The following is a 15,224-nucleotide window of genomic DNA, read 5'->3' as shown; positions in this document are numbered from 1 at the left end:
TTTAAATAGCCCGGTTCCGTAATTCAATAAAGCCTTTATTCTTTTATCAAAGAAGGAAACAGAAACATCATCAATTAATATACACAGTTTACGGCAGGAGTTGCTCACCTTGCCATAGCTGAGTCAATTTTTCTCTCTCTCGAATAACAAAAGCCTGCTCCCCATCGACCATCACCTCGGCGGATCTAGGGCGTGAATTGTAGTTAGATGACATGGTAAAGCCATAAGCGCCCGATGAGCACACAGCTAGATAATCCCCCGCGGCTAAATTCAACTCTCTGTCCTTGCCTAAAAAATCACCAGTTTCGCATATAGGACCCACGATATCGTAATTTAAGGTTTTACCATCGCGCGGCTTAACAGGAATAATATTTTGCCAGGCACTGTACAGTGCAGGACGAATAAGATCATTCATCGCACCATCAACTAGGGCAAAATGTTTATCATCATTGCTTTTAAGATAGAGCACTTGAGTCACAAAGATGCCCGCATTGGCAGCAATAGCACGACCAGGCTCGAAGATAAGCTTTAGCTTTCGGGAGCCTAATCGTTCGAGTAAGGCTGCGGCATAGACATCAGGCTGAGGCGGCGTCTCATCACCATAAGACACACCTAAGCCACCACCCACATCGAAGTGTTCAATATGAATGCCCTGCTCAGCGAGTCGATCGATTAAAGCGAGCATGCGATCCATGGCATCGAGGAAAGGTTGGATCTCGGTTAGCTGGGAGCCGATATGACAGTCGACACCTTTAATTTCTAGATTCGGTAATGCGGCGGCGCGAGCGAAAATAGCCTCGGCTTGCTCCATAGCGATACCGAACTTGTTATCTTTAAGGCCCGTAGATATGTATGGGTGTGTGCCGGCATCGACATCCGGGTTAATGCGCAGGGAAACCGGTGCAATCTTACCTATACGGCCAGCAACAATATTTAACTGCTCAAGCTCGGCTGCCGATTCGACGTTAAAACAAAGAATATCCAGATTAAGTGCCATCTCCATTTCTGCGGCAGTCTTGCCTACGCCTGAAAATACCACTTTAGCGGGCTCGCCACCGGCTTCTATCACTCGCAGTAACTCACCACCGGAAACGATGTCGAAGCCACTGCCCAAACGCGCGAGCACGTTCAGGACGGCGATATTTGAATTCGCTTTTACCGCATAACAAATAAGATGGGGATGATCGGCAACCGCACGGTCAAATGCGTGCCAGTGACGCTCTAACGTGGCACGAGAATAGATGTACAGAGGAGTGCCATGGGTACGAGCCAACTCGGCCACAGAGCAATCTTCAGCCAGTAACTCATTATTTTTATAGAGAAAATGATCCAATAGTTTATTCCTTATTACTTTGTTTCTTTGCTTGCTGCTGTTCTTGTTTCTGGTTATCTTTTTTGTCTGGCGATTTATATAACGCCCCTGTTTGTCCGCAAGCGGTAACAAAAAGGCTGGCAAACAACATCAGTGAACACAGTCTCATTTTTCTCAACATCAATCTTTCCATCTAATTAGGCTATGGGTACTCTTTAAACTTATCTGTTTTACTCGCTTCAAGTCGCAGAACACATATGCTCTAAGACTCTTACTCATCTACTGATGTTGCAGAGTTCGGCTTTCTACGTCAAGCACATATAAGCCTAATACATACTAAACTGAAATTTATTTGCTATGAGTAAGCACTAATACCATTCCATATAAGTATCTGGTCAGTTCAGAGACTCTCAGCTTTTTCAATTCAAGGCACATTGATGAGGAAATGGTTATTCCCTTTTAAGTCAATGTAACGCAGAAGTGGAAACACTGAGAGCCTCACGTAGTACGGCTGATGTTTAAAGCAAAGGGCAAAGCCCTTTATGCTACGTTGAATGTTTTCGATATACGACTGCATGGTCTATTTTGTTCCATACAAAATAAGACATTTCCCTGACCCATAGGGATATGGGAAATGTCTTGAAAGCGTATGGAACGCTTAAGACCATGGAGGTCAGATGCAGGAGGTACGAGCCCATGGACGGGTGAAGGTAGAATAATGCAGGAGCAATTATCGAGAGCAACGCAGGAGCTTGTTGCCGAGAATAACTATTAGCTTCAAATATTCGCAAGCCACATGGATGTGGTGAATGTCTATATTGCACGACTATAGGGATATAGGAGGTAGAGTAACGCAGGAGCAGTTACCGAGGAGCAAATATAGACCTAGCCTACAGTGCTTTGAACTCCCGCGGAATGATCAGATACTTACTCGGAATGGTATAAGATGATTTTTGTAAAAAGTAATGGAGCATACCCAGCACGGTTGTTACTATGTAAACATTCAAATTCCCCCCATTGAAGGACGAAAACAGATGGCAATGACAGACACACAATTTCATCAACTTGCCGATGAGATGTTTCAAGCGATAGATAACGCTATCGAACTTGCTATCGACGAACAGGATGCCGACATAGATATCGATGCATCAGGCAATGTATTGCAGCTAGAGTTTGAAGATGGCTCTAAAATCGTAATAAACAAGCAAGAACCTCTGCATCAGATCTGGCTGGCGACGAAATTTGGTGGTTATCATTTCTCTTTCATCGAAGAAAAATGGATCGATGAGCGCAATGGTACCGAATTCATGCCCTTCGTCATCGAGTCTATTCTCAAACAAGGCGGCGTAAATCTATCTCTATAGCCGTCTGCATAGCTGACGAAAATGAATAAAGGGAACCTTAAGCTCCCTTTATTATATCCGCTTAAAAGTCCATATCGGCTTCTTCCACTGACAGCCCAAAAGGGATCACCTGTAATCGCCCCGCCACTCTCATCAGATGAAAAAACTGCGGCAAATTGAAACGTTGGGTTGAGATATCTGGTTCTTCGAACGCATGAAAATGGCTCACCTCACTCACCAATTCATCGACACTAGTTCCTTTTTGGATATAGTGATTTAACTCATTTTTTTCATTTAAAACAAATATATCCAAATCATCATCACTCTGACGTAAAAAATACTGAATCGCGCCCCTGGCGGCAAAGTCTTGGATCACAGCGGGGGCCATAGTAAAAGGCTCATTACCTAAGTTCGGTCTGGGCAGTTCGATCAACATGCTCTTGGTTAGCTGCTGATAAAAAGCTTTAGCATCTTTAAGATCCTGATACACCATGCCTTTACTATTAAAGAACAGACCATACTGTACCTTAGCCACCTTGAGTGGATAGACTAATGTTGCAGAGGAGGACACTGTCCAGCTTAAGCGCGCCGCGCGATGAACCAGATTTTTCACCGTCAGCTCAAGCTGAGCTTGTAACCTGGCAGAACCACTCACCACCTCGACCTTTAAGTCATCGGCTGAACGACGAATGCCTGGAGTAATGAAGGCCAACACCTCTAATATGGCAAGCTCACCCTGGTAATGATGACAGTACCACTCTCCCCATGAATTAAGACAGAGAAGATCGATTGACTCCAACATATTTTGTTCGCCACGCCCCAGTGAAAAGATATTGGCATTGAGGTAATCAAGCATGACCTCTTGCCCCGGCCACTGCGCCGTCGAATCGCTATCAAAATTGAGCATAAACACTAACTTACGATATCGCCAAGGTTGATAGAGATCCATCTTAGACACTTTCTTAGCCAGAGGTTTAAAAACCTCAATTAAACACTGAGATGCCTTGGTTAAACCCACGGATTTTCGCTCACCATTTGCCAGTTCATACCAGCGGGTCATTTTTTCACTCACCCCATTCATTACCGCCCAGGCGAGTAACTTAGCTCGACTCTTAGAGTGGTAAACGGCTCTTTGTCCGATGAAAGATCTCCGTTTTGGAGGGCAGCAATATAAACAATACTCTTGCAGGTTATGGCTGTAGACAATCGTCAGCTCTTGCTCTGAAATTGAATCACTCCAAAGCCGATTCAAGCCGATGAGCTGCTCGGTATCACTACTGAAATACGTATGAAGTTTTCGAGTCAGCAGACCCAGCTCAGATAATTTCAAACTCTCACTGAGTTTATGGGTCGATGCAAATTGCAGCAATGTTTGATAACAACCTAACATCAGCTCATTCAACTGTTCATTAAACCACTGCAGTTGTCCACAATGCCAACGCTCACAGTTATCTAAGGTCTCTAGTAAACTCTTGGACCAGTGCCAACTTTCGACCAGATTATTGAGTTTGTGATAGCGCCAGTCTTGCGCTTGCTCCGGCTCACTTAGTCGGACACCGCACTTCAAATAAAAACAACGCCGGGCTATCTCTAAACGACGGGGATCATCTTGTGCGATCAAATAGTTTTCTATCGACTCATAGAGCAAGAAATAACTATCGTTGGCAGATGAAAAATCACCCTCTATTGTATGTTGCCACACTTTTTCACTGATAAACTTGGTATTCGGGTACTGGGCAGCATAGGATTCCAGCAGCAAAACCTTCAACAGCGCCTTATGGGGTTTATCCAGCCCCTTGTAAAGCTGCCAAAGTGAAGCACCAAAGTATTCACATGCCGGGATTTGGCTCACATCCCCCAAAAACAATAACTGCTGCGAGTCCTGGGCATTAGGCCACCAGGCCACCTTCTTGCCAGCCAAGCAAATCTGACTACGATAAAACTCTTCCAGTAATAACCAGTGCTGAGCACTACCGCTATGCTCGTTACCTATGCCTCGCAGAGGTTCTGCTTTATCTGCAGAACCTCCAGAAAACTGTTCGGGATGAACCAGGTAGAAATTAACCTCGAGTCCATACTGAGCAAACCAAGTTGTCAATAAGCCTGATTTTTCTTCGAGTAGTCGGCACTTTTCCTTACTGAGAAGCCGATCATGAACTAGCCAGACATCGATATCACTCTTGGGATTTTGCCCGAAACTCGACATGCTCCCCATGCTATACACCCCCTCGATAGCAGCCTGCTTAACGAGATGCACCATAGGTCTAACTAAACCTAAGGTGTCACAAGCTAATAGCTCTTGCTCACTTGGCGCATACTCAAAAACACCAGATGGTGTCATAGGGCCGTTATAACCGGGATACCCGGCTCGGTGGTAATGTAATAACACAGGGATAAGACGAAGGAGATCTCTTTTCAGCGGAGACAATAATGCGAGAGCACGCGCCTGCCTGACACGATTTAATCGGTCTGCGGTTTCAATAATGTGATTCTGTTCATTGTTCAATAAGAGTCACGCCAAGGCAGGGTGAGAAACAGCTGTAATGCTAACAGTTTTAACCGCCACAAGGAACAAACGAGACCAGGATCACACTTTTAACTAAAGTCGTTTTGGGCAGAGGTCAAAGAATCAAACCCCATTTGTTACATCTATTCCTGAGCAATGTTAGCATTAACTGCATCTAAGGCCTCTGTATGGAACATCGAGCATGTCTCAAAACGTCATTCGAATCGCAACACGTAAAAGCCCCCTTGCACTCTGGCAAGCCGAATTTGTAAAAGCAGAACTGGAAAAGTTTCATCCAGGTTTGACCGTTGAACTTCTTCCTATGAGTACTAAAGGTGACATAATCTTAGATACTCCATTGGCAAAAGTAGGTGGTAAAGGCTTGTTTGTTAAAGAGCTTGAAGTCGCCATACTCGAAGACAGAGCCGACATTGCCGTTCACTCGATAAAAGATGTACCTGTGGATTTCCCCGACGGCCTAGGGCTCGAAGTCATCTGTGAGCGCGAAGATCCACGCGATGCATTCGTCTCAAACGATTACAAGTCTATCGGCGACCTGCCCCAGGGAGCCGTTGTCGGCACCTCGAGCTTGCGACGCCAGTGCCAGATCAGAGGCATGCGACCCGATCTGAAAATAATCGATCTCCGTGGCAACGTAGGCACACGATTAGGTAAGCTAGATGCCGGAAATTATGATGCCATCATACTCGCCGCCGCAGGCCTTAAACGTCTAAAGCTTGAGGAGCGTATCACTAGCTTTATCTCAACCGAAGATTCTTTACCCGCTAACGGCCAAGGCGCCGTAGGTATCGAGTGTCGTACTGATAATGAGCGTGTAAAAGCCCTACTAGCACCACTTGAACATGCAGAGACTCGTTTTCGAGTGACGGCAGAACGCGCGATGAATACTCATCTGGAAGGTGGATGTCAGGTGCCGATCGGCGCATTCGCCGAAATCCAAGGTGATACTCTGACACTACGCGGCTTAGTGGGTAACCCCGATGGCAGCAAGATAATCACCGGCACATGTGTTGGCCCAAAAACTGATGCTAAGGCCATAGGTATCGCACTTGCCGAAGAGCTACTGGGCAAAGGCGCAAAAGAGATTCTTGATGCCGTTTATATCAAGTAATTGATGCTTTTCAGTGAATAGCTATCTATGACCGCTGACTCAAGATGAAGATATTACTGACCCGTCCACAAGGGCGAAATCAGTTAATGGTTGAGGCGCTTCTAGCCAGAGGCGTCGCACATCTTGTCACGCCTTTACTTCAGGTAGAAGCGACTCCGACCCAGCAACAAAGTCACGGCATGGCTTTATTTCAGCATGCAGACATCATCATATTTATCAGCACCAATGCGGTAAAATTTGCCGCTCAAGCCATAGAGAAAGTCTGGCCCCTAGAGACACAATTTTACGCTGTCGGTGAAGCGACCCTAAACGCGCTTGCGCAATTGGGTATCTCAGCCCAAGAAGCCCCGCAAGATTGTCAACAGACCGAAGGATTACTCACACTCCCCCAGCTCCAATCTCTGTCTAAAAAGAAGATAATCATAGTTCGAGGGGTCGGTGGAAGAGAAACTCTGGCGAATGAATTAACCCATAGAGGCGCCGATGTGAGCTATTGGGAAGTTTATCGCAGGACCAGTCCGACATTAACATCAGCAAGCAACGCACAGGCCTGGCAGCAAGCCAAAATCGACACGATCGTCATCACCAGTGGCGAAAGTCTCGATAACCTAATCAAACTTGTACCAAAAGAGTTATTTGCTTGGCTGCGTGCATGTCATATTATAGTCCCGAGCTCACGAGTACAGGAGCAGGCTATTGCCAATGGATTTCGGCAAGTTACCAATGCAAAAGCGGCTAACTGTAAGGCCATACTTGTAGCCTTAGGCCTGTAAAACTCATCGGTTAACAGGCCAAACTCGTCATTTTTGTAGCTGTATCGCTTTTAAGGGACTGTTTAATGGACAAGAAAAAATTAGATGATAATGCGGTAGACGCACATACAGAGTTAAACTCTGAAGCAGATGCTAATAATGCCGCGATGGCAGTCAACATAGTAGCTAAGAGTGCCGACATACCCTCACATAGTCAATCATCCACTTCTGCCACTCACGCCAAGCGTTCCGGTGTCTCTTGGGGGTTTTTGTTCAATCTGATTTTTATCTTGCTGCTAACCTTTGCCACTTGCGGCGGCGGATATTATCTCTATCAGGAGCTTGCTGCTCAAAAAAACAGAACTCAGGCGCTATCCATTGAGTTGAGACAAGCCTTTAATGAACCGGCCAAGCAAATTTCGAGACTCGAAATAAAACAACAACAACTCGCCAGCAGCACAAACTCTGGCATAGATAAACTAACAAGCAATCAGCTGCAACTGAGTGAAAGAGTAGCCCAACTGGCTCAGCGTAACCCCAATCACTGGATGGCAGAGGAAGCAAAATATTTGGTCAGAATGGCGGGTAATAAGCTTTGGCTGGAAAAAGATCCCAGCACATCGGCGAGTTTACTCAAGGCCGCAGATGACCGCATTGAATCGATGAAAGATCCCTCGCTAACACCATTGAGAAAAGCGCTAGCAACAGACATAGCAGCGGTATCAGCTATCAAGAGCACAGACATTACCGGGACAGTGCTGACTCTGGATAACATGATAGAGCATCTACACCAGCTGCCATTAAATAGAGTCGATGTGACCAATGCGGCTAATCGCCCAACCAATCCTGAGATGACAGAGTCGATAGATGATTGGCAAGAAAACCTGACTAAATCCTGGAAGGCGTTTATGGACGATTTTGTGGTCATTCGTAAAAGATCCACAGATATCACCCCCATACTCACACCGGATCAGCAGTGGTACCTAGTTGAAAACATCAGAAATAAGCTACTTCAATCTCAGTTTGCTCTATACCGACAAGATCAGGTGAATTACCGACAATCTTTGACCCTTGCAAGGAAGTGGATCTATCAATACTTCGATCTTAGCAAGGCTCAAACTGAAGAAGCACTGGCCGCACTCGATGCATTAACTACCTTAGAAATTCAGACCCCAAGTATTAACCACTTTCAATCGACTCCTATGCTCCAACAGCTGACTACCTACGGTAACTTGATGGTGACAGAGGCTTCCCTATGACACGCGTATTAATCTATCTGGGAATTGTTTTGTTCGGCCTCTGTATCAGTCCTTTTTTTGAAGGCATGAATGGTTACCTGTATTTCACCATATGGGATTACGAAGTTGAAACAGGTGTCCTTTTTGCGGTTATCGCGCTTATCGTTTTTTACGGTTTACTGCAGCTAACTGAGTGGGCGATTATTTTCATACTGAATCTGCTGCTTAGCAGCCGCCTGCTCCCCGAAAAATGGCGTAAAAAAGCCGCAAGGAAATACACCTTAGTGGGGGCGCTCGCATTAGCGGAAGAGGATTGGTCCACAGCCGAGAAAGCCATGATTAAAGGTGCCGAGAAAGGTGAGCTGCCAACCCTTAATTTGCTCGCCGCAGCAAGAGCTGCTCATCATCAGAACAATGCCGAGTCACGAGACAAATACCTGCAACAAGCGGAACAGGAGCCATTGGCTATCAAGGCCGTAAGCACTAGCCGCACCCGCTACTTACTCCAACAAGGAGAGCTAGACAAAGCCAGAATAGAGCTAGATAAACTCTCCCCCACGAGTAAGAGTAAACAACCGGTATTAAAGTTGGCCTTGGAGTTATATCAAGCTCAAGCCGACTGGCATGCATTAAAGTTACTGCTGCCCATCATTAAGAAGCGCCAGGTGCTTAGCGAGGCAGATTATCAACACCTCACCATTCTCACTAATAATGCTCTGCTTATTCAGGCCCAATCCAACAGCGAACAAGAATTAGAAAAAGTATGGCATTGGTTAAGCCGAGCCGAAAGGAAAGAGCCACAATACTTAGCCAGCTATTGTTTAGGTTTACATAAATTCAACCGTAAAACAGAAGCTAAGAAAATCTTAATGAAACAGATAAAGAGCGGCCTTTGTTCGGATATCTCGGTAGCGCTTGCTAAAATTCTTTCCCCCGCCGATGTCGAAGAGAGAAGACAGATATTTGCACTGGAGAAAAAGTACGCTGAAGAACTCAGCTTCCAAATATTACTGGCTAAGCTGCATTCGCAAAATAAAAATTATCGTCAAGCCATGACATACTGGAAAAAAGTGTGTCATCAGCGACCAAACAAAGCCAACTGGCTGGCTCTTGGCGAGACCCATGAGCACCTTGGCGAACAAAATGGGGCCATTCAAAGCTACCGACAAGCCGCCGTCACAGGTTAACCGTTATACGATTGTGAAATAAAGAAACCGCCTCTTAGGTGGTTTCTTTATTTAGATTTTTTATGCAACGACCTTCATCCATTCCAAACAGCTGAATAGACGCTACTTTTCAAGTTTATCCCATCGAAACCCAATAACCATGCCAGTTACAGGGGATTCCCACTAATTTGACTCATTGTAAATTAGAGCCAAACTAATTATGTTCGGGCAGCGAAGTAATGCTTGAACAATTCAATTTGGATTCCTCGCAAAAAAAGAACTAGCTCAGGGATATGATTATGGGTGTTTCAATAGCAGGGCAAGACGCGGTTGTCACCAAGCTTGTGGGTCAATTAAAGGCCAAGGATGAGCAAGGTAACATCAAAGATGTGACTATAGGCGATCTTATTAGGGATGGCGAACAGCTTATTTTTCCACCAAATTCTCAGTTCATCTTACAGATGGCAGATGGCAGCATAATTACTGAAACAAGCTTTGCCGACCCCATACCAGAAAGCGCCTTAGGAGCGGTTACTGAATTTTCTACAGCACCCGTTGCAGCAGATGCTGAAATTGCCGCCTTACAAGCCCAAATTTTATCGGGTAAAGATCCTACCGCTGCGCTCCCTGAAACCGCCGCTGGCAGTGGAGGAAATCAAGCTAGCTCAGACTATGTAACCTTAGGTAGAACCGGTGATGAGACATTAGCAGGAGCCGGATATGACACTACAGGTTTTGACTTAGCTCCCGCCCCAACAGAAGACCCCTTGATTTTAACCGCCGAGATCCCAAGTCTTCCAACACTAGATGCAAGCAGCGTGACTCTACTGGAAGCCAACCTTTTGCAAGGATCAAGCCCGTTAGTAACCGCTTTAACTCAGTCAAATAGTCTGAAATTTGATATACCAGCAGGAATAGGGAGCCTAACAATTCATGGCATAAATATTGTTGTTGGAGGCATATTTTTAGGTCCATTAACCATAGCAACAGATAACGGCATATTAGTGATAACTAGCTTAGATCCAGATACCGGTATGCTGGATTATAATTTCACTCTTATCAATAGTGTAGACAATGCTACATCCGATACTTTCTCACAAACATTTACAATCTTAGTGACCGATCTTGCCGGTAACACCACTTTATCAACAATCACAGTTAACATTATCGACGATAGTCCAAGCGGAGCAGATGATAGTAACAGCGTCGCAGAAGACGGGAACGTGTCTATTACTGGCAATGTTTTACTTAACGATACCCAAGGAGCCGACTCGGCAATCGTGTCACAAGTTTCGAACTCTGACGGGGCCACTATAGCAGTGTCGGACACTACAGGGATTTCAGGTAGCTTTGGTCTATTACAAATCTCCGCAGACGGTAGTTATACCTATCAATTAGATAACTCATTAGATCACATACAAGCATTAGCTGAAGGAGAGCAAGTTACTGAAATATTTACTTATCAGCTTACGGATACCGATGGCGATAGTGTACTGGTCACCCTGTCCATCACAATCACAGGTACCAACGATAACCCAGTTATCGTAATTATTGACCCAGATGGTCCAGATGGTCCAATCCTCCCAGGTGACCAAGGTTTAGTCATCGAAGCGGGTAACGAGGATGACGGTACACTCGTTCCCGGCATCGTTATTGCGACAGGCAGCTTAGCAGCCACCGATGTCGATAATGGTTCAGTTTTAATCTGGAGCGGAGACGCTAATGGAATCTATGGTAGTTTAGTCATTGACCCTATAACTGGCGAATGGACCTATACCTTAGATAACGTATTGGCAGATAGCTTATCTGAAGGAGAAGTCGTTACCGATCTATTTACCGTAACAGTAACAGACGACTTTGGCGCAACTCAAACCCAGATTATCACTATCACCGTTAATGGTACAAACGATGCGCCAACAATAACCTCGGGCATTGAAAATGCCACGGGTGCGGTAACGGAAGTAGATGATCCTCAAACATCCATTGCAACTGGAACTTTAACAGCTACAGATGTCGATAATGGTGCAGTACTTAGCTGGTCTGGTAACGACATCTCTAGCTACGGTAGCTTTGTCATCGACCCAAGCACTGGCGAGTGGACTTACACTTTAGGCAATAGTGCGTCTGACAGGCTTGCCGAAGGGGAACAGGTTGTTGAGAACTTCCTCGTTACCGTCATCGATGAGTTCGGCGCAACCGATACGCAACTCGTCACCATCACCATTACCGGCACCAACGACAATCCAATCATTAGCCCCCCAGAAGAGCAAGAAGGTGGCGGCTACGATACAGGCACTGTGATAGAAGCGGGTAATCTCGATGATGGTACAGTCGTTTCAGGAAGCCCAACAGCAACAGGCATGCTCGAAGCGACCGATGTCGACAACGGCGCAGTACTCACTTGGAGTGGCGATGCAACTGGCAGCTTAGGTAGCTTCTCTATAGATCCGGATACTGGCGCGTGGATCTATAACTTAGACAACGATGCCGCCGACAGTTTAGCTGAGGGCCAATCAATTCAAGAAGAATTCTGGGTCACAGTTACCGATGAATTTGGTGGCACCGATACTCAACTGGTGACCATCACCATATTTGGTACTAACGATAGTCCTGTCATCACTTCATCACTCGGGGACGCTTCGGGAACCATTACTGAAGTAGACGATCCACAGACAGCTTCCACTACTGGTACTTTAACAGCGGCAGATGTAGATGACGGCGCAAGCCTAACCTGGAGTGGTGACAATACCTCAGCTCTAGGTAGTTTTGTCATAGACCCAAATACAGGCGAGTGGACCTACACCTTAGACAATAGTGCGGCCGACAGCCTTGCCGAAGGGGAACAGGTTGTTGAGAACTTCCTCGTTACCGTCATCGATGAGTTCGGCGCAACCGATACGCAACTCGTCACAATCACCATTACCGGCACCAATGACGATCCGGTCTTGACCGTCGACATGACTGGCGGCGTCAGCGAAGATGCTACCGACCCGAACCTCAGCGACAGCGGTGCACTCAGCTTCACCGATGTGGACATCAATAACACCCACAGTGTCAGTGAAGTCTACAACGGCGATATTAGCTGGAGTGACGGCAGCTTAACCAACGCACTCACCGCCGGCGAAATACAGGGACTCATCGATGGCTTCACGGTAGACAATGACAGTTGGGATTACAGCATACTCAACTCTGTGGTGCAGTTCCTCGCCCTGGGCGAAACCATCACCTTGAGCTTCGAGGTCACCGTCACCGATAATGACGGCGGCACCGACACCAAGACCGTTAACCTCACCATTACCGGCACCAATGACGATCCGGTCTTGACCGTCGACATGACTGGCGGCGTCACCGAAGATGCTACCGACCCGAACCTCAGCGACAGCGGCGCACTCAGCTTCACCGATGTGGATATCAATAACACCCACAGTGTCAGTGAAGTCTATAACAACAATATTAGCTGGAGTGGCGGCAGCTTAACCAATGCACTCACCGCCGGCGAAATACAGGGACTCATCGATGGTTTTAGCGTTGACAGTGACAGTTGGGATTACAGCATACTCAACTCTGTGGTGCAGTTCCTCGCCCTGGGCGAAACCATCACCTTGAGCTTCGAGGTCAGCGTCACCGATAATGATGGCGGCAGTGACACCAAGACCGTTAACCTCACCATTACCGGCACCAATGACCTGCCAGAAATAGTCAGTGCGACTACTATTTCAGTGTCTGAAGAAGGCTTAACCAATGGTTTGATAGACAATATAGGTGTTCCCACCGATACCACAGATTTTACCGTTGCAATGGGTAGCGTAACCTTTACTGATGTTGATGCTGCTGATGAATTAGCCTTTACCGTATCACTCAGCGGACCCTTAAGTAACGTAAATTCCGGCGGGGAATTGGTGATCTGGACGTGGGACAGTGGCTCAAAAACACTCACTGGAATGGTAGGTTCAACTCTTGTCATGACGATTGTATTATCATCTGTAACAGCCGGCGCATCACAATTCAGCTTCGACTACTCAGTGACTTTATATGAATCTTTAGACCACAGTATTAATGATGTAGAAGATATTATTGCATTGAGCTTTGGTGCAACGATCAACGATGGCCATGGGGATATTAATACTAACTTAGTTATATCCATAGAAGATGACTCGCCTATTGATGAAGTAAATGAACTCGCTACACCTAGCATCTCTCACACTGTAGGTCAGATGTACTCGGACGATTTATTTGCTCCTGGTGCCGATGGTTTTGGCTCTGTTGATTTTAGCGTACTTACCGCGGGTCTCAAACACAATGGATTTGATTTAAGTTACTCAATGAATGGCAATACGTTAATAGCGACAGCTGATGGGACTGAGATATTTACTTTATCGGCAGTAACTTCCGCCGACGGTAGTATTGACTACCTATTTACTCTGCTTGATGAACTAGACTCAGAAGTTCTCATTGATTACGATTTAGCTAGTGCCCCTGCAAATAACAGTGGCTCATATTACGTTGATTTTGATGGCACCATTTATACCAATGAAGGGCAAGCAAACATGCCAATTACTGTTATTTCCGGAACAATTACGGTAAATAACGTCACAACAGAATCAAACATCAATTCAAACAGTCATGGCATAGGTGTTGGTCCACAAACTTCTATCCATGCAGGTGAAGCCATCAAATTTACCTATGGCGATGGAATAACCCAAGGCACTACCTTAGCAGCGATCAGTTTAGGTACTAACAATAATGGAAACCATTCAGGCTCAAGCACGATTACCTACCTTGTCAGGTACTCAGATGGCTCCACCAAACTGGTTAATACCAGTATTAGCCCCACATTAACCATAGAAGAACTAGCTCCAAATTCATTAACCATCTTATCAATTGAAATAACCTATATTAGTGGAGAGGATTTTCAAGTTTTAGCCCTCTCTTCTACAACAAGTTTAGCGGAGTTCCCGCTGCATATTGAGTTTGCTTATAACGCAACTGACGGAGATGGTGATGCTATACCTTTCACTGTCGATAATGATGGTCACTTCACAATAATTCTAGATCCTGATATTGATCCTGGTGCATATAACTTTGTAACTGGAACGACTGGAGTCGATGCCCTCGTGGGCGGAGCCAGTGCAGATTACTTAGCTTCAGGCCTGGGAGACGATTCATTAGATGGTGGAATGGGTAGCGACATCCTTATTGGGGGCCAGGGATCTGATTCTCTTGATGGTGGTGTAGATACAGATGAAGACACTTTCATTTGGGAAATAGGTTCAGATGATGGTAGCACAGATACTGTTTATAACTTCGACCCTACGATCGATGTTTTAAACCTAGCAGATATATTAGTGGGTGAAGATAGCAACGCCGTTAGTTTAGCTGATTATTTAGACTTTAATTTCGTGAACGGAAACACCGAGATTTATGTCGATTCTGATGGCCTAGGTGCTGGAGGCATTACTCTTACCATAGTGATCAACGGGGTCGACTTAACCAATGCTAATAACTTCACAGACATTCAAGTAATTAACAATCTCCTCACAGACAGTGCACTAATTATTGACACGATCCCATAAACCCAAATCAAAATAAAATCGATTCACAAAACCGCTACATTTAGCGGTTTTATCTTTACTGTAGGCCAGGCCTAGGCAATAAAACTATCGACTTACCAACTTCCAGATATAAATACGCCAACAAATTGACGCCGGTATTTACATGCGTTAACCTTTCCGCTCAGATTGTATCAATACGCTGCTGACATTAGGTAAAGGGTTT

Annotated in this window: 9 protein-coding genes; 6 read left to right on the top strand and 3 right to left on the bottom strand. The window is 45.6% G+C overall.

Features of this window, described 5'->3' with window-relative positions:
• Window positions 1-88 precede the first annotated feature (88 nt).
• Together lysA and lptM are read right to left on the bottom strand one after the other, a co-directional pair.
• Entirely contained in the window at window positions 89-1,333 is a 1,245-nt protein-coding gene (gene lysA / locus KT99_RS01290) for a diaminopimelate decarboxylase (protein ID WP_005496181.1), read from the bottom strand.
• 4 nt (window positions 1,334-1,337) lie between these two features.
• Window positions 1,338-1,493, bottom strand: a complete 156-nt coding sequence (gene lptM / locus KT99_RS22150; RefSeq protein WP_086017573.1) for an LPS translocon maturation chaperone LptM — start codon at window positions 1,491-1,493, stop codon at window positions 1,338-1,340.
• Between the two features lie 853 nt (window positions 1,494-2,346).
• On the opposite strand from lptM, the gene cyaY reads away from it, so the two are divergent.
• A complete protein-coding gene (gene cyaY / locus KT99_RS01285; RefSeq protein WP_040571455.1) occupies window positions 2,347-2,676 on the top strand; it encodes an iron donor protein CyaY in 330 nt (109 codons plus the stop codon).
• A gap of 61 nt (window positions 2,677-2,737) precedes the next feature.
• Here cyaY and KT99_RS01280 read toward each other — a convergent pair whose 3' ends face one another.
• Window positions 2,738-5,161 (bottom strand): class I adenylate cyclase, encoded by a 2,424-nt coding sequence (locus KT99_RS01280; RefSeq protein WP_005496178.1) that lies wholly within the window; start codon window positions 5,159-5,161, stop codon window positions 2,738-2,740.
• 202 nt (window positions 5,162-5,363) lie between these two features.
• Here KT99_RS01280 and hemC point away from each other — a divergent pair, with 202 nt between their 5' ends.
• The 5 genes from hemC (at window position 5,364) to KT99_RS23170 (ending at window position 15,022) form a co-directional block, all read left to right on the top strand.
• Complete coding sequence (hemC, locus tag KT99_RS01275) at window positions 5,364-6,293, top strand: hydroxymethylbilane synthase (protein WP_005496176.1); 930 nt, start codon at window positions 5,364-5,366, stop codon at window positions 6,291-6,293.
• A 44-nt stretch (window positions 6,294-6,337) separates the two neighbouring features.
• Window positions 6,338-7,066 carry a uroporphyrinogen-III synthase gene (locus tag KT99_RS01270; protein ID WP_005496174.1) on the top strand — a complete coding sequence of 243 codons (729 nt, stop codon included), beginning with the start codon at window positions 6,338-6,340 and terminating at the stop codon, window positions 7,064-7,066.
• Between the two features lie 65 nt (window positions 7,067-7,131).
• Complete coding sequence (locus tag KT99_RS01265; RefSeq protein ID WP_005496172.1) at window positions 7,132-8,304, top strand: uroporphyrinogen-III C-methyltransferase; 1,173 nt, start codon at window positions 7,132-7,134, stop codon at window positions 8,302-8,304.
• Entirely contained in the window at window positions 8,301-9,470 is a 1,170-nt protein-coding gene (locus tag KT99_RS01260) for a heme biosynthesis HemY N-terminal domain-containing protein (protein WP_005496170.1), read from the top strand. The genes KT99_RS01265 and KT99_RS01260 overlap by 4 nt, the downstream gene beginning before the upstream one ends.
• 278 nt (window positions 9,471-9,748) lie before the next feature.
• Window positions 9,749-15,022, top strand: coding sequence for a retention module-containing protein (locus tag KT99_RS23170; protein ID WP_005496168.1), 5,274 nt, complete (start codon window positions 9,749-9,751; stop codon window positions 15,020-15,022).
• Window positions 15,023-15,224 lie beyond the last annotated feature (202 nt).

This window comes from Shewanella benthica KT99, assembly GCF_000172075.1.
Classification (GTDB): domain Bacteria; phylum Pseudomonadota; class Gammaproteobacteria; order Enterobacterales; family Shewanellaceae; genus Shewanella; species Shewanella benthica_A.
The sequence above is the reverse complement of the archived record's forward strand: the minus strand, read 5'-3'. Positions and strand labels throughout refer to the sequence as shown.